The organism is Phyllobacterium lublinensis (genome assembly GCF_020164435.1).
GTDB classification, from domain to species: Bacteria; Pseudomonadota; Alphaproteobacteria; order Rhizobiales; family Rhizobiaceae; genus Phyllobacterium; species Phyllobacterium lublinensis.
Map to the genome: position 1 here is coordinate 202,436 of NZ_JAIUDQ010000006.1, position 20,210 is coordinate 222,645.

Here is a 20,210-nt window from a genome sequence, read left to right on the forward strand (position 1 = left end):
GCACGCTCTTCGCAAATGTTCAGGTGCTATTCTAACCGCCCGCCTATACGGACCGGCGCGTTGTTACACTTATTTCACCGGCATGTCTGTTGCGTTCCGTTGCGCATATCTCGAACAGCTTCGGGAGGTCAATGACAGGCGAAGACCGCCGAATAGTTTGACGTTTCGATGCCTCCGCCTCGATACAATCGGGCCGATGCGGACGAACCCGCTGCCTGCTGGACCGGGAACCAATCAAGGCCGGCTCCGTTTCGCAAGGGAAGGTATGAAAAGGACAATTCCGATGGCTGACATCAAGAATACAGGGCAGGGCGAGCAGTTGGATAGAAGCAGTTCGAACAGCTTTGGGCGCTCGGTGGAGAGCCAAGCGCAACAACATGACGCCGCCGGGCGCTCTTCCCCACTGCCTGGATCGGATCAAACACTCCATCTGTATCGCCTGGTTCCGACCGCGTCGTCCGATGATCCCCGTTGGCAGAATTCACCGTTTCAGGGAGAGGTACTAGTGGCAGCGCGAAACACTGGCGACGCTAGATTGGTCGCATCAGGAAGGGAGCTTGACTTCATGGAAATCGATTCCGCACCGGCCGATGATGTGACGACGATCAATGCGAGCGCGTTCAGAGACGACAAGCTTTACACGGTCATCGTGGTGGATACCGATCGCACCGATCTCAAGCGGGGCGTGATTGAAGGCGAGATCAGGATCGATACCATTCGTCCGGTCCAGATTTGATCAGGCGCGTCAGCTCCCCGCCTTGTCCCTACAAATGTTGCTCACAGGAAAAGGATGAACCCAATGGTCGATACTCCCACACCCAACGAAGACATGTCCGCTCCGGACAATCGTCAGAAAAGGCCTGCTAATTCTGGCGCATCGCCTCAAAAAAAGAATGCGAAGGCAAAAAGCCCGGTGCGCAGCAAGCAATCCAGAACTGCTGCCCAATCGATTTCCGAGGATGCGTCGTCCATCATGTCCGGTGCGACGCGCGCGCTGCGTACGCAGGCGCAGACAGTTTCCCAGGTGGCAAGGCGCAACCCGGGAACGACAACTTCAATTCTTGGCACCGTAGGCTTCCTTGGATTCTGCCTCGGCGTTCTGGTTGGACGAGCCCTGAGTGAGGATACGCGCCGCCACTGGTATTAGGCGACGATATCTCCGCGGAGAATTTTGGCGGACGGCCAACTCAGGCCCGATTCTGTTCGGTCACTCCCGCATAACTTTGAACCTCTAAGAGGGGCAGGCGGCGCCGGTTTCTACCCAGGTGCGGATAAGCTCTCCAAACTCTGCCTGAGTTCCCGGAACGGGCTCGCGTCCCTCACCGGGGTGCCAGCCCCAGCCAACCAGATCATCGTGAGCCATGTGTTCGATGAGCTTTTCGAGCGACATGCCGCCATTGCGTTGCGGATCCTTGATCTGGTTGCATATCTCGCCAAGCGACTTGCCCTGCCAGGCCATTTCGATGGGTGCAAGGTGCCAGTTGGCATTGCCGGGAATGCTCTTGATCGTCTCCGCCTGCGCAACAACCTTCACATTTTCGGGTCCGTGGCAGGTATTGCACATCATCCCGGGCACACCCATACCGGCCTCGCCACGAGTGACGGGCGGCTGATGCGGATGCATCGACATTGACTGCAACGGCCGGTCCGTCGCTGGATGGCAATTCACGCATCGCGGATGCTGGATCACCTTGCCGGCCTCCTCGAAAATCGCCACTGAACGCTGTTGCTGGTCGGCGATCGACTGGAAGGAAGCGGCCGGTTTCAAGGAATTCGCTGGGCTGTCCTGCGCCAGCGAAATGTTTGAGATGGCGAACGCCGCATTGATGGCAATGCAAGCGACCACGGAAACAAGGGCGATGTTGCTTTTCATCTGTTTCCCCTCAGACCGAGCCGACATTGACCATCGGCAGACGCCGAACGGGACTCTGATTCAATCGCCGCCATGCATTGGCGATTGCCGGGCCCGCGGGTGGCACGCCAGGCTCGCCGACCCCCGAGGGAGCTTCGCGTGACTGGATGATTGCAACCTCGACCGCTGGCATCTCATTGATCCGCAGTGATCGATAGTCGTGGAAGTTGGATTGCACGATCTTGCCACCCTGGCCAAGGGTAACGGCATCGAAAAGAATGGCGCCCACGCCATAACCGATGCCGCCCTCCATCTGCGCCTTTATGACGTTGGGATTGATGGCCACGCCGCAGTCGACGGCACACCACACCCTGTGGACCCGAGGAGCACCGTCATCGCCGATGGAAACTTCGGCGATTTGCGCTACGTAGGTGCCGAAGCTCTTGACCACGGCAACACCGCGCTGTCGGCCCTCGGGAACGGCAGAACCCCAGTCCGCCATCTCGGCCACCTTCTTCAGGGTTCCAGTATGGCGAGGCTCCTTGGTCAGGAGCGCGAGGCGCCCTTCAACGGGGTCCTTACCGACTTTTTGCAGCAGTTCGTCCACGAATGTCTCGACGGCAAATCCCGTATGGGTATGGCCGACCGACCGCCACCAGAGCGGCGGTACTGCAAGGGAAACATTGTGCGAAATGACGCGCAGGTTCGGTATGACATAGGGAAGGTTCGAGGCCCCTTCGACGGATGTCTCGTCGAGTTCCGCCTTGCCCATGATCGATTGGCCCACGATCGTCTGGTCCCAGCCGACAATGTTGCCACCGGCGTCGATCGCGCCGCGCATCTTGTGCACATACATGGGCCGGTAGAAGCCGCCGCGTATGTCGTCTTCGCGCGTCCACATGTGTTTCATGGGCCGGTTGCCGTCAGTCGCGGCAAATACCGCTGCTGCCTCGGCGATATAGGGCGAGCCGAACTGCGCTTTCCGGCCAAAACTGCCGCCGGCCAATTGCGTATTCACCCGCACCTTGTCCGCATCGAGGCCGAGTACCTGTGCCGCAACCTTCTTGTCCATGCCAGGGAACTGGGCGCCATTGTAGACGTCCACTGATCCATCGGCTGCCTTGATGAAGACCGCATCGAGTGGTTCCATCGGAGCGTGCGCAAGGAAGGGGAAGACAAACTCGGCTTCTAGGGTTTGCACATCCTTGCCGGTAAAGGCCTTGTCGACATCGCCGGTATTGGCTGCCTCGTGTCCCTTGGTGCCAACCATTTTCGCGAAATCGGCCGTAAGCTCGTCGCTGGAGCGTGTTTCCGCTTTGGAAAGATCCCACTCGATCGCAAGAGCGTCCCTGCCTTTCAGGGCCGCATAGGTATTGTCCGCATAGACGGCCACGCCTTGCGGGATCGCCTTGATGTCAACGACACCGGCAATCTTGCGCGCCGCAGCGTCATCCACCGACTTCACGGTCGCCCCAAAATGCTCGGGATGGGCGACAACGGCATAGAGCATGCCGTCGGCTGTGATATCGAGCGTAAACACCGCCGTGCCATCGGTCTTTCCGACTGTGTCGAGCTTCGGCAGTTCCTGGCCGATAAGTGCGAAATCCTTCGGATCCTTCAATTTCGGCGTAGTGGGAGGCGTTTGGGTCGCCGCCTTGTCGGCAAGCGCACCGAATCCACTTTCCTTGCCCGACCCGGCATGTTTGATACGGCCTTTCTCGACCGTGATTTCGCTTGCCGGAACACTCCATTCTGCAGCTGCTGCAGCGATCAGCATGGCCCGTGCCGTTGCACCGGCGTTTCGCAACTGCTCATAGGAGTTGGCGATGGAAGTCGAGCCGCCCGTTCCTTGCAAGCCGAATGCCAGATTGGCGTAACCTTTGTCGTCGGCCGGTGAATGAACCGCGCGCATCTGGCTCCAGTCGGCATCGAGTTCCTCGGCAACAATGGTTGCAAGCCCGGTAAAGGGCCCCTGGCCGAACTCTATATGCTTGGATAGTACGGTAACCGTGTCGTCGGGACCGATCTTTATGAAAGCGTTGATCTGCGAAAGGCCCTTGTCGCCACCGGCGGGAACCCCCTCCATGGCGGACGCACTGAACACCTTCGGCGCCAGCGTGAAACCGATGACCAGCCCCGCACCGGCAAGAAACGAACGGCGGGTGGTTTTGACAGCGTTGAAGGTCATGGCTCAGCCCTCCATCGTGTCGGCGGCGTCATGAATCGCCTGCCTTATGCGGTGATAGGTGGCGCAGCGACAGATATTGCCGGCCATCGCTCCGTCAATGTCCTCATTCGTTGGCTTTGGAGTCAGCTGAAGTAGCGATACGGCGGACATGATCTGGCCGGACTGGCAATAGCCGCATTGCGGTACGTCGATAGCAATCCATGCCTTGCGTACTGCCTCGGCTTCCTTGCCGTCTATGCCTTCGATCGTAATGACCTCGGACCCTTCTACCGTCGAGGTCGGGGTGATGCAGCTACGACGCGTCGTGCCGTCGAGGTGCACCGTGCACGCGCCGCATTGGGCAATGCCACATCCATACTTTGTGCCGGTGAGCTTCTCGAAATCACGCAAGACCCAGAGCAGCGGCGTGTCGGGATCGCCGTCGAACGTTCGTTGCTGCCCATTTAGCTTGAAGGTAATCATGGCTGAACTCCGCATCTGGCTTGCAGCACTGGTGCTAGCTTGAGTTGGCGCTTCTTGTGGAATTAAACGCATAGCACGATTTTTTTCGCCTGCTCACACGATGTTCCCCTTTTCACGCCATCGTGAGAGCAGGCCCTTAATTCAACTTACCGACACACTTTCACAGCATTGCGGAGAACCGTTCAGGCCTGCAATCGCGCGGATAGTTTCGCCGCATAACCCATCAATGCGTCCAGAAGTTCCAAACAATTCCTTGTTGCACCACCCAGGAAGGCTTTGGATTTCCGTCTGGAGCGTCCCATCTTTGGAAAAGCCGGCACATGGGATAGTATGGCAGAGGATTATCCGTCGAGGACCACGCACATGGCAGCTGAATGGATTCCACGCCTGAAGGGCCACGCCGACCTGATTCAGAATCTCGTCCAGGAAGTTCCCCGTGCACTCGCGCGCCCCAGCCTTACACTGGAGCAGGCGGAGCGGCTGCAAGCCGTCATAGAGAAGGGCGTCAATGACTTTGACGAGCTCCTGCACGTCATGGATGAAGCCGACGTCGATGAGCAGTATCGCGAGGCGGCGGAAAATCTGGCCCGCACCTGGCAACATCTCAGCCATGAGGCCGAAGACAAGGTGCGATCGATGAGCCCGCCCGAACATGGGGGCGATCCATCGTCTGAATTCAACGACAATGATGAAGACGACTGGGCGGCTGGAGAGGATCCGGGCAAAGCATAGGGATCGCTATGGTACGCTGCGACCTCCAGCGGCCGCGACAAGCGCCTCGAGCCGGTCAAAAAACGGACGTTGGCCCGGAATTATTTTCGTGTTGGCCTCAGGAATCGTGAACCACGCCGCTTTGTCAACCTCAGGAAACGACTGCAGCACGCCGCTGCGCGGTGGCCACTCCAGTTCAAATGTATTGCTGGTGAGACTGGCTGTGTCGAAAGTTCCCTCGACAGCAAAGCAGGTTACGAGCTTTCCGCCCGCTTGCCGTATATTGCCCAATGAATGAACGGTTCCGTGCAACATATGCCCTGTTTCTTCATGAAACTCCCGCCGGGCGGCAGTTTCCGGGTCTTCATCTTCGCCATGCTCTCCTTTCGGTACGGACCAGGCGCCAGTATCCTTCGTGCGCCAGAACGGCCCGCCCGGATGAACCAGCAAGACCCTCAGACCGCCCCCATCGTTGCGGTACATGAGAATACCGGCGCTTTTTCGCGGCATGTGCTCTCCCTGGACAGGTTGACAACATCCTAGCCCGCAACCTGCGGGCTGCGCCACGGCGATCTGATGCGGCTGGAACCTACATATACTCTGCGAGTTAAAGGAAGATGGATCAGAACGCCTTTCAACCGCTCACCCTTGAAACCGATCAGTCCGGTAATTTGCAGACTATTGAATCCGTTCAGGCTGCACTGGATTTCCTTGCGCTCAAATGGCCCCCGGACAACGAGCATTTCCAGGAAAAGGCAATCAGGATGTGCAAGCTTGCCCTACAGGGAGAGGCCAGCGCCGCCGTGGCGCGCGACGTATTCGTCGAGGCCGCAAGACAGTCGGGTATGCTGGTCCGCCCCGGCAGGGAAAGGTCGTGAAATAACAATTTTGGATCGCCGACAGATGCGATTGCGCGACAGCTTGCGGGTGGCTAGTGTGAATGATCCCGACACTAGCAAGCGAGTTTCAGCGGCTTATGCCACATGACTTTCAGGACGACATCGACGCCGTACAAAGAATCCCTTCTGTGCCGACCATTCTCGATGTCGTTTGCCGGGCAACAGGCATGGGATTCGCCGCCGTCGCGCGGGTGACTGAAGACCGGTGGGTCGCCTGTCAGGTTCTGGACAATATCCACTTTGGGCTGGCGGCGGGTGGCGAGCTCAAGGTCGAGACAACGCTCTGCCATGAAGTCCGTCAGTTTCGCGAAGTCATCGTCATCGACAATGTTGCGGAAGATCCGGTCTATTGCGGGCATCACACGCCCGCCACCTATGGTCTGCAGAGTTATATCTCCATGCCGATCGTGCTTCCCGACGGCCGTTTCTTCGGTACGCTTTGCGCCATCGATCCGAAACCCGCCAAGCTCAACAATCCGCAGATCCTGGGGACGTTCCGGCTGTTTGCCGAGCTTATTGCCTATCACCTTGATGCTGACGAAACGATCCGCGAGGCCCGCGCAAGCCTGCTTGACGCTGAGGCCACCAATGAGCTCCGGGATCAGTTCATTGCCGTGCTCGGCCACGATCTACGCAATCCGCTGGCCTCATTGGCAGGCGGTACCGGTGCACTGCTCCGGGAACCTCAGACCGAAAAGTCAGTGAAGATTCTCAACATGATGCGAGGCAGCATCCTGCGCATGTCTGGCCTTATCGACAATGTGCTGGACTTTGCACGCGGACGGCTTGGCGGCGGGCTGGTCCTGACGAAACAGCATGACAGGTCCCTGGTCGAAACCTTGCAGCAGGTGATCGCGGAAATAGGCTCCGCAAATCCGGACGTGAAAATGCATGTTGTCATGGACCTGCCGGCCGAGATCGACGTGGATCACGGACGGATTGCCCAGATGTTTTCGAACCTTCTCGGCAATGCCGTAACCTATGGGTCGTCGGACGATCCGGTGACGGTTCAGGCGTTTGTCGAGAGCGGACAACTGCATGTGTCGGTCTCAAACGCTGGCGAGCCGATCACGGGAATCGCCCTGGAAAAGCTTTTCCAACCCTTCACCCGCGGCACGACCGGCTCGGGTGTGCAGGGGCTGGGGCTCGGCCTCTACATCGCGTCCCAGATTGCGCAGGCCCATGGCGGGACCCTGGATGTCAGCTCTGATAGGAACGAGACAAGGTTCACATTCACCATGCCAGTCCGATGATTGGACCAGCATCGCTTCGGGGATTACTCGATCGTGTATTGAGCAATCGAGGCGGTCTGCTTCGCGGTCAGAACCTTGGACTGGGTTGGCTTGAACCTGGCTTCAATGTCGAGATAGGTCGAATAGACCACGCCCGACAGCAGCATGATGACGACACCGTAATCGCATAGCTTCACCATGATTGAACGGGATCGTTGCGGTTCATAATCGTAGTAGTCTCGAGTTTTTTTCATGGCTCCAACCATCTTTTGTTGTTTTTACCCGATGCTCCCAATGTACGTTTGTTGGGCCGCAGCCACAATCAATCGACGCCTAATCACTTAGAGTCGTGAGTAACGGCCGTTCAGCCGTGCCTTCCGGAACATTCCAACTGTTCAGCGATTCAAGAGGACGGGCATGGCAGGTTTTCTGGATGTTGCCGGTGCGGACTGGAGAAGGCGGCCGAGCAAGCGCCAAGCTGGGGCGATTTTCGATAATCGCAAGAACCTGCTATGATATCCGGCTGGTACTGCCAAGAAATTCAAGGAGACGCGTAATGTCTGAATTCCTGTGGTTTCTCGTGGTCATAATCCTCCCGATCGTTCTGGGCGCAGGCATCGCCCTCGGCATAATGCGCCCACGCATTCACGATTGATGCAGGATGTTTGAAATGCCCATGACTCACGCCGTCTGGCCATGAGCGGTGCGAAGTTCGAGGATTTGCACTTCCGAAGGAAGCTCGATCAAATAATCCCTGTCGCGCTCAAGATGGTGGATGCGCCGTGGATCGCTGCCGGCGAAGCGGGTCATTGCTTCGACGCTCTCCCAGTATGAAATCGTCATGAATTCGGTTTCGTCCACGCGGTCTTCGCGGAAAGTCTGGACGCCGAGAGCCTTCTCGATCAAGGGCTTGATGCCAGCTTCATAGTTGTACGCCTCATATTCATCCGCAACGTGCGGCAGCGTCCGCCCTCGCCATACGCGGGCTATCTTTGCCTTTGCCGGATGTTCCATCGCGATATTCCTTTTTCCTTTCGATTTGGGCCTGGGATTTCGGACTGAAATCTTGTGTGAAGCGGTTGCCACGTTTTGGATATGTTTCTATCCCAAGCAGGACAGGGAACGCTATCGGGAGTCAAACGTTGGTTTCAGGAGCGTCGGTATTTCGCGTACGATTTTGATGTAAGGAGAATGTTATGTTGAAGAAATTGGCAATTGTAGGAATTGCGGGCCTGATGGCCGCTACAGCCGTGCCGCAAGCCTTTGCACAGTCGATCATAATTGGTCCGGATGGTGTGCGCCTGCGCGAGCCTGTTCCAGAGCGTGTCGAGCGCCGGTCCTATGAAATCGGTGAGCGTCAGGCTGTTCGCATTGCCCGCGCTGAAGGTGTGCGCGATGTAGACAATGTCAGGCGGACCCGGTCGAGATTCGTGGTCGAAGGCATCGATCGGCGCGGCGATGACATCCGGGTCGATATCGATCGCGAGACGGGCGATGTAATCTCAGTCCGTTAAACAGCATTTCAATCAACGGGTTCGCCGCATAGGCGGACCCGGCGCGACAAGCGCGGATAACGTTTCGAATGTCAGGCGCTTGCCCGCCGATAGAATGCCAGCGAGCCGGCGAGTGCAAGCAGGGCACCACCGCAGAAGCGATCGAGCCACAGCACGCCTTTGTCCCTCAATACGCGAACAGCACGTGCGCCCAAGAGCGCGTAGCCGAACATGACGGTGAAATCGATCAGCGCAAACGTTATGGCGAGCGCCAGATATTGTGGTAACTGCGGCAATTCCGGCGCCACAAATTGCGGCAGAAACGCTGTAAAGAACAGATATCCCTTGGGATTGGTGATGGCGACGAAAAAGCTCTTGAGGAAGACCGAGCGGCCGGAGGGCAGGGTGCTGACATTCGGATCGGCTTGAAACTCATTAAGGGTGCCTTTGGAGCGCAACAGCATGATCCCGAGGAATGTCAGGTAGCCGACGCCGATCCACTTGACCACGGAGAACCAGAATTCCGACGCCGCAAGCAGTGCGCCAAGCCCCAGCGCAACGGCGCCGATCAGGACAAAGTCGGACAGAACCGCGCCCGCCATCCCGTAACCGGCTGTCCGGATGCCAAATCTGGAGCCATTGGCAAGCGCCACGGCGTGCCCATCGCCCACGCCCAGGCGGCCGCGAAATGCGGAAATGTTCGCTCTGATCCCCAGAACGGATACCAGAGCAGCTGGTCCTTCACGGGCACGGCTACACCATTGAAGGTGGTAAATTCATTCGGCGTACCATTGAGCATACCTTCGGCACTCGCGCCGTTGTCGCCACCGATATAGATGATCAAGGTGTTGTCGAGTTCGCCGAGGTCTTCGACAGCCTGAATAACCCGTCCAATCTCATGGTCGGCATAGGCGAGATAGGCTCCATACACATCCGCTTGTTTGATGAAGAGCTTCTTCTGCTCGAAATCCAACCTATCCCATTCCGGCAGCTCTTTTGGCCAAGGTGTCAGCCTGGCATTGTCAGGCATGATCCCCAGTCGCTTCTGGTTGGCGAAAATGGTGTCGCGAAGCTTGTTCCAGCCTTGGTCGAAAAGATGCATGTCGCTGATCTTCTTGATCCATTCCGCCGTCGGGTGGTGCGGGGAGTGCGTGGCCCCGGGCACATAATAGACAAAGAAGGGCTTGTCGGGTGCGATCTCCTTCAACTGCTTCACATAGTGGATGGCCTCGTCGGCCATGGCTGTTTCGAGGTTCCAGCCGGGGTTGCCTTCGAACGGATAGATGGCGGTGGTGTTGCGAAACAAGTTCGGCTGCCATTGACTGGCGTCACCGCCGACGAATCCGTAGAAATAGTCAAAGCCCATCCCTGTCGGCCACTGGGTGAAGGGACCTGCCTGGCTCGACTGATAGGACGGGGTGTTGTGGTTCTTGCCAAACCACGATGTGGCGTAGCCATTCTCTTTGAGGATCGTACCGATCGTGGCCTTCTCGATTGGAATGATGGAATCGTAGCCCGGATATCCCGTGGCTATTTCGCCGACCACGCCGGCACCAACCGAATGGTGGTTGCGGCCCGTTATCAGTGCCGCTCGTGTCGGCGAACATAGCGATGTCGAATGAAAGTTGGTGAAGCGTAGGCCCGCATTGGCAACTCGATCCATTGCAGGGGTGGGGATAACGCCACCGAAGGTGCTTGGTGCGCCAAAGCCCTGGTCGTCCGTCATGATCAGCAAAATGTTGGGCGCACCCTTCGGGGGCACCACGCGCGGGGCCCACCAGGGTTGTGACTCGGAAGCTTTCTCCTTGATCACACCGCCGAACTTCGGTGGGGATGGTGGGAGTTGCTTCCCGTCGATGGTGGTCGTGGCCCCTGGAGAGCCCGCTTCCCCGCTGACCGATTGTGCGGATGCCGTTGGGCAACCAATTCCGGTCAAGGCGGTAAAACCCACGGCGGCAATCAGGGCGTGTGAGACGTGCATATAACGAGAGCGCATGGAACCTCTCCTCCTGGCAAGGCGAAGCAAGGTCTCTTTGGAAGGAGCGATATTGAACGCTCACAGGATCAGAACGCGGATGAGGGTCTGATCCGAAAACATGGGCAATCGTTCTACCGCAATTTCATGTCGGGACGCTTGCAACGCGAGGAGTGTGACCCGCAGCTTGGTTCAAGTGAAGTACGTTACAGTAACGCACAGTGCGCCCACGGCCCTACAATGGATGTTCCTTTGGGACTACGGTATGCAGGAACTCCAATCCGGTGGTTTTTGCTACCTATTGCCGTTGATTTGCCGCAAGCTGACGGAGTAATGAAGGGACTGAAGAACTCACCCGCGGAGTCGCGCCGGAACATCGATGGAAACCAAGGCAAACTATTTTCTCGTATCGGTTTTCTGTCTGGTCGTGTGTCTTCTGGCGTTCGGTTTCTTTTACTGGATAGGCCGTTATGGCGATACACGTGAGACCGCGACGCTCGAAATCCGCGTGCCCGGGTCTGTCACGGGTCTGGCTGCGAACAGTCCGGTTTTCTTCAACGGGTTGAAGGTCGGCGAGGTCCGACGCCTGTTCGTCGATTCAAGCAATCCGGATGCTGTCATTGTGCAGACGGAGATCGACTCGACCACCCCCATCACGCGTTCGACCGTTGCGACCTTGGCATTCGAATTGCTGGCGGGGCAGGCACGTATCGAACTGACGGGCGGCAAGGCCTATGAACCGAAACTGCTCGAAGAGGCTGAAAAGGAAGATACGGTCGCGCGCATGGACGTTGATCCGTCTTCGCTGAAGACGCTGGTCCAGACCGCACAGGACTGGATCGAGCGCGTCGACCAGGCGACCGCCGCGACGGAAAAATATCTGGCCGAGACCCGTGGACCATTCATCGAAAGCATCAAGCAGGCGAAGACATTTACTGACAGCCTAGCCGACAGCACGGAGCTGATCACCAAATATGGTCAGCGTGCCCAAAGCCTAGAAGAGATCATGGCAGATGCTCGCGAGATCATCGGGCGGGTGAAGACAGCGTCGGTGAAGGTGGATGATACGCTGGCCAATGTCGACAAGCAGCTTTCCGATGACAAGGACAGCACCGTGAGCGCGATGCGGTCCAAGCTGCAAGCGTATCAGGAGCAGGCGAAGGAGCTTAACACGCGCCTGGTTTCCATTACCAACGATCTCGCCAACATGACCGAGCCAAGGCTACGCGACGTCCAGCGGTTTGTATCGCAAAGCCGCCGCACGGTCCAAAATATCGAGCGCGGTGTCTCCACCATCCAGGATGATCCGCAAAAACTCATTCTTGGCGACGAGAACAAGGTTCCGGAATACAACGGAAGCCGCTGATATCGAATGTTCGTCACACGTGCACGTCAAGTGCCGTACGCGACATTGTTCACGATCCGGGGAAAAGCGCCGTCAGGATGCGAAATACATTCCGATCAGGTAGCCGCTAACTGCCAGCGTGACCATCACGATTGCTGGTGGCCAATAAAGATACGGTCTGAATTCGTTGTCGAATGCGAATGGACCTTCGTCATTCGATAGCGGAAACGGAACTGCGACGGGGTTCTTCGCCCTCTTTTTCATTACGCTGGACACGACTGGTTACCTTCCGAACTGGCGGCCTAAGTACAAGACAATCGGTATGATGATCAGAAAGACGATGAGGTAGCCCCATATCGAAGTAAGGTATGGCGCGTAATCCTCCTTCTCCTTCTTGTCATCCTCCTCCATTGGTGCCTCCCGCATCTGCCAATGAAAACAGTGGTCAAGAGGACTTTAAGCCAATCTAAATATCCGGCTCAGGTCACATCAGGCCACAGGGATATATCCAAGACAACTCAACAATTCGAGCTATGCTGCCAGGATCAGGGACAGACCATTGGGATACTATATACATGATTTTGCAGCACATCTCGACCCATGGGCGAGGAATATGGTTAGCCTAGCCAACCATTGCTGCCAGTCAAGCAGTACTGCCGCTCAGTATGGACCAGCGCAAACAGGTTGAAGGCGAGACAACACCCAGTGATACCTCGCCTTCATCCATGTCAAATTCGCTCTGAAGGACACACTCAAGGAATGCGTCCAGTCGATGCGGCCGCGATCAATCGCGTTGCCTTGCCGGGGCTTGGTTTGCAGGCAGGTTACAAGGCGTCGATGGAACGACCCTGTTACTACTTTGCATGCTCCTTGAATCTACGATGCGTGAATCCGCCTTTGGCGCGCCTCAGAATATCCGAAAGCTTATTCGGACTGGTTGTCTTCTTGGGCATTTCCGAGCGTACTCTTTGTAATATTTGCGGGGATGCGCAGCTTGCATTGTGGGGGGTATGCAGCGTCACCTCTTCCATTTTGTTTGTCACTCCCTTGAGAAGAACAAATTAACCGGTTGAAAGCCACCCAAAGCGCTAAAATACTCTGATTTTTTGCTTATTCAACAAGAACTCATTCATCCACAGGCGAATCAGCTGCAGTACCGGTCAACATGCCGTGAGATGTGAGTGCGCATTGTGTCCCGGACAATGGTTCGAATTGAATTTTCAATGGATTAGGGAACCGAAAGCTCCTATCAGCCTTTTATTACAGAGCTACCCCTCAACATGGTTTCGTGAGGTGCTTGATGGCGGCTGTGACATACAGTACGAGATAGCTAACGTATAAAACAAATATATATTGATATGCGTTCAAATATATGATTGGCATGTAAAGTAAAATTTTACTAAAAGACGTGAGAATATTTTATGATACTCCATGAGGTTACCTTATTCAAGTAAATATATATCATATTGAATTTCATTGATTGTTTGCGCTTGAATTGGTTCAAAGCATGTATTGAGAGATTATCTATTCATCCAGACGAGAATTCTGGTATTGGGTACTTGTTGAGACAGCAACGGCTACGAGAGCGACATGCATCATTTTGCAAAGAAAATGACTTGTATACTTGCTGGCACACTCATATTGGCGACGGGGGCAATACCGGCAGCAGCCGAGGGAATATCCGTCGGGGGTTCGAGAAATGGCGGCCTTGGCCTTGGCGCTAGGGCGGGTCTTGGTAGCGTCAAGACAGATGTCGATGCATCGGTCGGCGGTTCAAAAGGTATCGATGCCGGTGCGGCCGCTTCAGTTGGCGGGGCCAAAATGGTGTCAACGCGGGCGCAGGCGCCAGAGTAGATAATGGCATCAGCGCCGGCGCGGGCGCAAGGGTTGGCGGCAGCAACGGGGAAATTGCTGGCCTTGGTGCCAATGTCGGCAATGGTGGAAGTGTCAACGCCGCAGTCGGCGCAAATATTGGCGGCAACGCTGGTGTCGGCGTTGGAGTGGGTATCGGCGCTGGCACGCAAGGCGGCGGTATCAATCCCGGTGGCGGTGTCACCGGTGGCGGATACACGTCCTCATCCGGTGGAACGAGGACCGACACGATAGCCAGACCCGGCGCCATCGCGGCGCAACTGACAGCGCTCAGCGAGGCCGAGCGTTCGAAGCTGAAGCTCCGTTGCCGCGACATTGCGGCCAATGCCATGAGCTACGACAGCGGGCTCGTGCAGCTTTGCCGGATTCTTCGCGGCAGCTAGCCCCTGGCAATTGGCAGTCACAAGAAGAAATGGCCCCGTGGGGGCCATTTCGATGCAGGCTTGAGGTGTTGCTAGGCCGCGCACTTCCGGCGGTCGATGGACCGGCTCATTGAATCGACCTGGCCTTGCAAGGCGCCGGCCTTTTTCTGGTTTTCGGTGCGGTAATCCGGCAGGAACGGTCCAAAACCCGTAATGATGCTTGGATCCTGATACCCGGCGCCATTGGTCAGCCGGCTGACCTCGGCCGCGGCCTGGTTGCGCTGAGCCACAAGGGCTGGACAGTCGACCGTATCAAAACGCAGGGAAGAGATTTTTTCGTTGTCGAGCTGACCCTGAATGTTTCCGCAGCCTGCCAGCAGTGCGGAGAGTATCATCACCTGAAGGTGCCTTGTCGTCATATGCCAATATCCTCGATCGCGTGGGGCAGCGGCCACATGAATGGGCTAACAACGCCGTTTTGGCAAGATGGCGGCTCGCGATAAACGCAACAGGCTTCGACTGGGTGCGCCTCTGCGGAAATGAGCGCAAATTCAAAGGTTAACAATGAGGTTAGTTTTGACTCCACGCCGGCGGCCCGGAAAAAGCCCGTTTGAGTCGTCGTCGGAAGTGAAATTCACTAGACAAACTAGAACGTATTCCACAGGCCCCATATTGGATTGTCGTGGCCGTTTGATTGAAATGGGTGCATATTCAATCGATTATACCGGTTTGTGCAATTCGGGGTTGAATGTAGCTGGGTAAATCTGTCGCGAAATCTCGATTTAATACAATATGTCTAGTAAATTGGTATGGTATCTCAGTTAGGGCTTGCTGAAAGAGGCTTTCCACCCTTATGATTCCGTTTCCGGGAGCCCCCGGTACTGCAACGCAAGAGTGAGGAGACAGGAATGCCTGGTTTGCTGCACCCACTTCATGAGGGTCACGCGCCCATCATATTGCATAACGCATTTCAGGACGCCATTGACGCCTTGGAGGATTGGGAACTCGGTAATGACGAGCCCGTGATTGATGTCAATGACAGGCAGGTTGCGATCAGTGCCGTGTTCCGGCGGCTGTGGACCTGCACGGATATCCTTCCTTCACGCACACTGGATGTCGTTGAGGATTTGTTGCCGTTGCGTTCAGCCGAGTTCAAGGCAGGCACATCGACCTATGCCGATGCAGCCTACAGCCTTTGGCAATTGTGCCTGCAGAAGCGGGCCGCCGGCTATGAAATGCGCCAGTAGGGCCTGAGTAATACGAGTTTGCCTGGATCACCCGCCGGTGCCAAACCGGCGGGTGATCCTTTTTTAGCCGCCGCTCTTGGCGAGCCAGGCCTTCATCAGTTTGATTTCACCTTCCTGGGCGGCGATGATTTCCTCCGCAAGTTTGCGAAGTTCGGCATCCTTGCCATATTCAAGCTCGATCTTCGCCATGTCGATTGCACCCTGGTGGTGGGCTATCATGCCGAGGACGAAATCCTTGTCTGCGTTTCCGCTGAATTCAATCGCCATGTCCTTGTGCATCTTGGCGTTGGCGGCGGCAAACGCCTTCGATGGTGCGCTCTGGTCGCCGGCCGGCATTGCCGCCGTGTCGTGTTGCTGGTGCGCGCTGTGGTCCTGCGCCAAGGCCGGCGAGGCGAGGGCGAGGACACACATCAATGCCGTGCCGGCAAGAAATGTCGTGTTCATTGTTGTGATCTTTCAAAAGGGCCAGTCAATAAGGCACAGGCTATGGCCCGCCACCTGTGCGCCAGACGAATTGGACACGATCATGCCCTCCGGGGCGGCCGTGGAAGCGGAGGATCGACCCGGGCCACGAGCGGCAATTGCTCACCGCGTGGAATGATCGTTCTGGGCTGCGCTGCCGCCAGTATATGGAAGCTGATGGCAGGAACACCGATGCAAGCCGCGCAAACGGGCGGGTGCAACTGTTTGGTCTCCTGCGGGCAATGGTGCTGCTTGCCTGAGCAAGCGTCGGAATGATGCATATGAGCGATAGCAGCCGGGGTCCCCGATAACTCAGCCGTCAGGCGCGAGGGCGAGGCAAACACGGGAACCCAGCCAATACTGAGCCCCACCAGCAGCATGATGATTGCAGCAATCTTGTTCATGCACGTTTGATAGCAAGAGCGTCAGGCAAATCGAAATCAACTTCTATTTATGCGGCCTTTGCCGCCGCCAATCCGTTCTCGATGTCGGCTATCAGATCTGCCGTATCCTCGAGACCGATCTGCAGCCGGATGACCGGTCCCTGATAATTCTTGCCGGTGATGACCCGCCCGCCCAGATGGACGTGCAGCGCCAGGCTTTCATAGCCGCCCCAGGAATAGCCAAGACCGAATATCCGTAATGCGTTCAGGAAGGCGTTCGCCTGTGTTACGCCGCCATCGATGACGATGGAGAACACGCCGCCGGCACCGCAAAAGTCGCGTTTCCACAAGGTGTGTCCCGCATGGCTTTCCAGCGCGGGGTGCAATACTTCCACGACGCCGTCCTGGCCCTCCAGCCATTTGGCGATTGCGAGAGCATTTTCGGCATGCCGTTCCATCCGCACGCCCATGGTGCGCAGGCCGCGAAGGATCTGATAGGCATCGTCGCCGCTCACGCACAGCCCGAGCGCCGTATAGGCGGCATCGAGCGTCTTGAAGCATTTCTCGTTCGCCGACACCGTTCCCATCAGGATATCGGAGTGCCCCGAGGGGTATTTGGTAGCCGCGTGGATGGTCACGTCAACGCCGTAGTCGAGCGCCTTGAAATAGATCGGCGTCGCCCAGGTATTGTCCATCATCACAATCGCGCCGGCCGCATGCGCCTTTTCGACTATGGCAGGAATATCCTGCACTTCGAACGTGTTGGAGCCCGGAGACTCGGTGAATACGACCCGGGTATTCGGCCGTATGAGCTGTTCGATGCCGGCACCGACCAGCGGATCGTAAAATTCGGTTTCGATCCCGAGTCGTTTCAACATCGTATTGCAGAAATGCCTCGTGTTGCCGTAGCAGCTGTCGACCATCAGCAGATGATCGCCCGGCGACAGGAATGCCAGAAGGGGAAGCGTCACCGCCACCAGGCCGGACGGAACCAGCAGCGTTCCAACCGACCCTTCCAGCTCATCGATTGCTTTGCACAGCGCATCGGTGGTGGGAGTGCCGTGAGTGGCATAGGTGTATTTCTGCTTGTGGCTCGCCATGGTTTCGGCATCGGGAAACAGCACGGTTGAAGCATGGACGACAGGCGGATTGACGAAACCGTGATAATCGCGCGGATCGTACCCGCTGTGGGCAAGGCGGGTGTTGATGCCCGTTTTGATTGTCTTGCCCGGTTGCTTCTCCATCAGTAGGTCTCCATATCTTGTGTGCCTGAACCAGAGACCGTTTGAAAATTTTTCCGTGATGTGTCAGCTGGTGTGGTTTTTGAGAACCGGAGCGCAGCGTACTTAAAGTACGTGAGCACCGGAAGCGCAGAAAATCGCATCAGATGACCGTCAGGGAGAATTTGCGGACGATCTCTGGAAGTCGATAATGCCAGTGCGCGTCCGTTGCAACAGGAGAGAGGTTTGCTTAACCGGAATGGAAAGATGACTGAAATTCCTCACCGGAAATCCGCACTGCGGCGGACCGGTCAAGCCATCGTCCGTTTTCTGCGCCGCATCAATGGGCCAGCCTATCCGGGGTCACCTCCGGCATGGACGAACGGCATGACGATGGCCGTCGTGCTGATTTTCTTCCTCATTCTGTTGTTGCACCCCTATGATGAACATCTGTCGCGAACCCTATGGTCCTACGGCACATTGGGCAAAGTGCGCCATCTGACCGACATCGGTCTGTCGCAGTGGTATCTCATTCCCGCCTTTGCGATCGGCGTTTGTCTTATCGGCATCGATTGGACAAGTGTTGCCCATTCCAGGCGTGTACGATTCGGTCTGGTCTATGCCCAGGCGACATTCGCCTTCTGGGCCATCGCGCTTGCCGGAATTCTGACGAACATTGCAAAATTCTTCATCGGCAGGGCACGGCCGAAATTTATCGACACGCTTGGCACGACCAGTTTCTCGCCCTTCGAGGCCGGCTACAATTTCGCAAGTTTCCCGTCTGGCCATTCCACCACCATGGGTGCGGTAGGCGCGGTGCTTGCCCTGTGGTTTCCACGCTGGCGTGCTCCGATCATCCTCGCGACCATGTTCATCGCGTTTACCCGGATCATCGCGCGCGCCCATTACGCGACGGATGTCGTGGCGGGTTACAGTCTCGGCTTTCTATTTACAGTTGCACTCGCCAGATTCCTTGCGGGCCGCCGTACGGCGTTCCTTTTCGACAGGGGACGATTCTGGCCTATCTTACGTTTTCGTGATCGTTTCTGGCGGCCAGAGAGCTATCTCAACAAGAAATAATGGAAAATTAAGCTGCTGGGCATTCGATGGATGCTTGTTGCTCCAATTTTGAGCAAAGATTATCCCTTGACCAAAGAAGCAGAATGGCCTTCGATGCGGGGGTGAATGGGAGAGGTATTGGGCCCTCTTTTTGGGGTATAGGGGTTACCTGCCAATATGCAGTTTTTTCTCTCTGGGAACGACAGGCAACAACCAAAGGGTACACTTGTTATGAAAAATATTGTCTTGAAGGGCGCGTTGGCTGCCTCGGCGCTGGTTCTCCTGGCGACCGCAGCCTCGGCTGGAACACTTGACGACATCAAGAAGAAGGGATTCCTCCAGTGCGGCGTCAATACCGGTCTGCCGGGATTTGCGTCACCGAACGATAAGGGTGAATGGTCGGGTTTCGACGTAGATTATTGCCGCGCTGTTGCTGCAGCTGTGTTTGGCGATGCAACGAAAGTGAAGTACACGCCACTGTCGGCCAAGGACCGTCTTCCTGCTCTGCAGTCCGGCGAAATCGACGTACTGATTCGCAACACCACCTGGACTCTGAGCCGCGATACGCAGGGCTTCGATTTCACGGGCGTCAACTACTATGACGGCCAGGGTTTCATGATCAATTCGAAGAAGCTGTCGGGCATCAACTCTGCATTGCAGCTGTCGGGCGCTTCCGTATGCGTTCAGGCTGGTACAACGACCGAGCTGAATCTTGCCGATTACTTCAAGTCGAACAAGATGGAATACAACCCGGTCGTGTTCGAGAAGGTCGAAGAGGTAAATGCGGCCTACGATTCGGGTCGCTGCGATGTTTACACAACCGATCAGTCCGGCCTTTATGCTTACCGGTTGGCGCTGTCGGCGCCTGCAGATCACGTCGTGCTTCCGGAGATCATTTCGAAGGAACCGCTGGGCCCTGTCGTTCGTCAGGGTGATCCACAATGGGCCGACATCATTCGCTGGACCCATTTTGCGTTGTTGACTGCCGAGGAACTTGGCATCACGCAAGGCAATGTCGAGGAACTGAAGAACAGCGACAATCAGGAGATCAAGCGCGTTCTCGGTCAGGAAGCCAACACCAAGCTTGGAACAGACCTCGGCCTCACCAATGATTGGGTCATCAACATCGTCAAGGCTGTTGGCAACTACAGCGAAGTCTTTGAACGCAACATCGGCTCCGGCAGCCCGCTCAAGATTGCGCGCGGCATCAATGCGCAATGGAGCAAGGGTGGTCTGCAGTACGCAATGCCGATCCGCTAATCGGCTTTGCGCAATTCCAGGGCCGGTTTCGGTTCGGAATTGTGTCGGACAAAGTATCGGAGCATTTCCATTTCTGGAGCTTAATGGAAAAGCACCAAGCGATAAAAAAGGGAGAGGGGGCTTTGCCTCCTCTCCCAACACCAAACGAATAATAACAATAAGAACAAACGTTTAAAGAAATGAGGGGT

Annotated in this window: 24 protein-coding genes and 1 pseudogene; 12 read left to right on the forward strand and 13 right to left on the reverse strand. The window is 56.4% G+C overall.

The features are described from left to right. Positions 1 to 283: 283 nt before the first annotated feature. The gene (locus K9U38_RS10555) at positions 284 to 736 is read left to right on the forward strand and encodes a hypothetical protein (RefSeq protein WP_224494278.1); all 453 of its coding nucleotides are present in this window, start codon (positions 284 to 286) and stop codon (positions 734 to 736) included. 63 nt (positions 737 to 799) lie between these two features. Next, positions 800 to 1,147 carry a hypothetical protein gene (locus tag K9U38_RS10560; RefSeq protein WP_224494279.1) on the forward strand — a complete coding sequence of 116 codons (348 nt, stop codon included), beginning with the start codon at positions 800 to 802 and terminating at the stop codon, positions 1,145 to 1,147. An 84-nt stretch (positions 1,148 to 1,231) separates the two neighbouring features. Here K9U38_RS10560 and K9U38_RS10565 read toward each other — a convergent pair whose 3' ends face one another. The 3 genes from K9U38_RS10565 to K9U38_RS10575 are packed head-to-tail and all read right to left on the reverse strand — an operon-like array spanning position 1,232 to position 4,502. After that, positions 1,232 to 1,873 carry an Isoquinoline 1-oxidoreductase subunit gene (locus tag K9U38_RS10565; protein WP_224494280.1) on the reverse strand — a complete coding sequence of 214 codons (642 nt, stop codon included), beginning with the start codon at positions 1,871 to 1,873 and terminating at the stop codon, positions 1,232 to 1,234. A gap of 10 nt (positions 1,874 to 1,883) precedes the next feature. Further along, on the reverse strand, positions 1,884 to 4,040 hold the full coding sequence (locus K9U38_RS10570) for a xanthine dehydrogenase family protein molybdopterin-binding subunit (RefSeq protein WP_224494281.1): 2,157 nt from the start codon (positions 4,038 to 4,040) through the stop codon (positions 1,884 to 1,886). A 3-nt stretch (positions 4,041 to 4,043) separates the two neighbouring features. After that, positions 4,044 to 4,502, reverse strand: coding sequence for a (2Fe-2S)-binding protein (locus tag K9U38_RS10575; RefSeq protein WP_224494282.1), 459 nt, complete (start codon positions 4,500 to 4,502; stop codon positions 4,044 to 4,046). Between the two features lie 363 nt (positions 4,503 to 4,865). On the opposite strand from K9U38_RS10575, the gene K9U38_RS10580 reads away from it, so the two are divergent. Further along, positions 4,866 to 5,234, forward strand: a complete 369-nt coding sequence (locus tag K9U38_RS10580) for a hypothetical protein (RefSeq protein ID WP_224494283.1) — start codon at positions 4,866 to 4,868, stop codon at positions 5,232 to 5,234. A gap of 6 nt (positions 5,235 to 5,240) precedes the next feature. On the opposite strand, the gene K9U38_RS10585 is transcribed toward K9U38_RS10580, so the two are convergent. After that, positions 5,241 to 5,723: an NUDIX hydrolase gene (locus K9U38_RS10585; RefSeq protein WP_224494284.1), complete on the reverse strand. Its 483-nt coding sequence runs from the start codon at positions 5,721 to 5,723 to the stop codon at positions 5,241 to 5,243. A gap of 107 nt (positions 5,724 to 5,830) precedes the next feature. Here K9U38_RS10585 and K9U38_RS10590 point away from each other — a divergent pair, with 107 nt between their 5' ends. Together K9U38_RS10590 and K9U38_RS10595 are read left to right on the forward strand one after the other, a co-directional pair. Then, a complete protein-coding gene (locus K9U38_RS10590) occupies positions 5,831 to 6,091 on the forward strand; it encodes a DUF982 domain-containing protein (protein WP_224494285.1) in 261 nt (86 codons plus the stop codon). A gap of 62 nt (positions 6,092 to 6,153) precedes the next feature. After that, positions 6,154 to 7,365, forward strand: a complete 1,212-nt coding sequence (locus tag K9U38_RS10595) for a GAF domain-containing sensor histidine kinase (RefSeq protein ID WP_224494286.1) — start codon at positions 6,154 to 6,156, stop codon at positions 7,363 to 7,365. Positions 7,366 to 7,388: 23 nt separating this feature from the next. Here K9U38_RS10595 and K9U38_RS10600 read toward each other — a convergent pair whose 3' ends face one another. Continuing rightward, entirely contained in the window at positions 7,389 to 7,598 is a 210-nt protein-coding gene (locus K9U38_RS10600; protein WP_224494287.1) for a hypothetical protein, read from the reverse strand. A 427-nt stretch (positions 7,599 to 8,025) separates the two neighbouring features. Then, on the reverse strand, positions 8,026 to 8,358 hold the full coding sequence (locus K9U38_RS10605) for an antibiotic biosynthesis monooxygenase family protein (RefSeq protein ID WP_224494288.1): 333 nt from the start codon (positions 8,356 to 8,358) through the stop codon (positions 8,026 to 8,028). A gap of 182 nt (positions 8,359 to 8,540) precedes the next feature. Here K9U38_RS10605 and K9U38_RS10610 point away from each other — a divergent pair, with 182 nt between their 5' ends. Further along, complete coding sequence (locus tag K9U38_RS10610; RefSeq protein WP_224494289.1) at positions 8,541 to 8,858, forward strand: PepSY domain-containing protein; 318 nt, start codon at positions 8,541 to 8,543, stop codon at positions 8,856 to 8,858. 71 nt (positions 8,859 to 8,929) lie between these two features. On the opposite strand, the gene K9U38_RS10615 is transcribed toward K9U38_RS10610, so the two are convergent. Together K9U38_RS10615 and K9U38_RS10620 are read right to left on the reverse strand one after the other, a co-directional pair. Continuing rightward, on the reverse strand, positions 8,930 to 9,547 hold the full coding sequence (locus tag K9U38_RS10615; protein ID WP_224494373.1) for a LysE family translocator: 618 nt from the start codon (positions 9,545 to 9,547) through the stop codon (positions 8,930 to 8,932). Continuing rightward, positions 9,484 to 10,818: pseudogene (locus tag K9U38_RS10620) on the reverse strand (sulfatase-like hydrolase/transferase); the annotation flags it as partial. The gene K9U38_RS10615 and the pseudogene K9U38_RS10620, both read right to left, overlap by 64 nt. A 373-nt stretch (positions 10,819 to 11,191) precedes the next feature. Here K9U38_RS10620 and K9U38_RS10625 point away from each other — a divergent pair. Beyond that, positions 11,192 to 12,178, forward strand: coding sequence for an MlaD family protein (locus K9U38_RS10625; protein ID WP_224494290.1), 987 nt, complete (start codon positions 11,192 to 11,194; stop codon positions 12,176 to 12,178). A 261-nt stretch (positions 12,179 to 12,439) separates the two neighbouring features. Here K9U38_RS10625 and K9U38_RS22005 read toward each other — a convergent pair whose 3' ends face one another. Beyond that, positions 12,440 to 12,568, reverse strand: coding sequence for a hypothetical protein (locus K9U38_RS22005; RefSeq protein ID WP_255607106.1), 129 nt, complete (start codon positions 12,566 to 12,568; stop codon positions 12,440 to 12,442). 1,200 nt (positions 12,569 to 13,768) lie between these two features. Between K9U38_RS22005 and K9U38_RS10630 the strand changes: the two genes are divergently transcribed. Both K9U38_RS10630 and K9U38_RS10635 read left to right on the forward strand, forming a co-directional pair. After that, positions 13,769 to 14,011, forward strand: a complete 243-nt coding sequence (locus K9U38_RS10630; protein ID WP_224494291.1) for a hypothetical protein — start codon at positions 13,769 to 13,771, stop codon at positions 14,009 to 14,011. A 146-nt stretch (positions 14,012 to 14,157) separates the two neighbouring features. Then, positions 14,158 to 14,412 carry a hypothetical protein gene (locus K9U38_RS10635; RefSeq protein ID WP_224494292.1) on the forward strand — a complete coding sequence of 85 codons (255 nt, stop codon included), beginning with the start codon at positions 14,158 to 14,160 and terminating at the stop codon, positions 14,410 to 14,412. Between the two features lie 71 nt (positions 14,413 to 14,483). Here K9U38_RS10635 and K9U38_RS10640 read toward each other — a convergent pair whose 3' ends face one another. Beyond that, on the reverse strand, positions 14,484 to 14,810 hold the full coding sequence (locus tag K9U38_RS10640) for a hypothetical protein (protein WP_224494293.1): 327 nt from the start codon (positions 14,808 to 14,810) through the stop codon (positions 14,484 to 14,486). Between the two features lie 489 nt (positions 14,811 to 15,299). Between K9U38_RS10640 and K9U38_RS10645 the strand changes: the two genes are divergently transcribed. Continuing rightward, a complete protein-coding gene (locus K9U38_RS10645) occupies positions 15,300 to 15,638 on the forward strand; it encodes a BRA0787 family protein (protein ID WP_224494294.1) in 339 nt (112 codons plus the stop codon). 63 nt (positions 15,639 to 15,701) lie between these two features. Here the strand turns inward: K9U38_RS10645 and copM are convergent, their stop codons facing one another. From copM to K9U38_RS10660, 3 genes are all read right to left on the reverse strand, one after another. Continuing rightward, positions 15,702 to 16,082: a CopM family metallochaperone gene (gene copM, locus K9U38_RS10650; RefSeq protein ID WP_224494295.1), complete on the reverse strand. Its 381-nt coding sequence runs from the start codon at positions 16,080 to 16,082 to the stop codon at positions 15,702 to 15,704. 80 nt (positions 16,083 to 16,162) lie between these two features. After that, positions 16,163 to 16,504 (reverse strand): hypothetical protein, encoded by a 342-nt coding sequence (locus K9U38_RS10655; RefSeq protein WP_224494296.1) that lies wholly within the window; start codon positions 16,502 to 16,504, stop codon positions 16,163 to 16,165. Positions 16,505 to 16,551: 47 nt separating this feature from the next. Further along, the gene (locus K9U38_RS10660) at positions 16,552 to 17,727 is read right to left on the reverse strand and encodes a cystathionine beta-lyase (RefSeq protein ID WP_224494297.1); all 1,176 of its coding nucleotides are present in this window, start codon (positions 17,725 to 17,727) and stop codon (positions 16,552 to 16,554) included. A 243-nt stretch (positions 17,728 to 17,970) separates the two neighbouring features. On the opposite strand from K9U38_RS10660, the gene K9U38_RS10665 reads away from it, so the two are divergent. After that, on the forward strand, positions 17,971 to 18,783 hold the full coding sequence (locus K9U38_RS10665) for a phosphatase PAP2 family protein (RefSeq protein WP_224494298.1): 813 nt from the start codon (positions 17,971 to 17,973) through the stop codon (positions 18,781 to 18,783). A 210-nt stretch (positions 18,784 to 18,993) separates the two neighbouring features. After that, entirely contained in the window at positions 18,994 to 20,022 is a 1,029-nt protein-coding gene (locus K9U38_RS10670; protein ID WP_224494299.1) for an amino acid ABC transporter substrate-binding protein, read from the forward strand. Positions 20,023 to 20,210 lie beyond the last annotated feature (188 nt).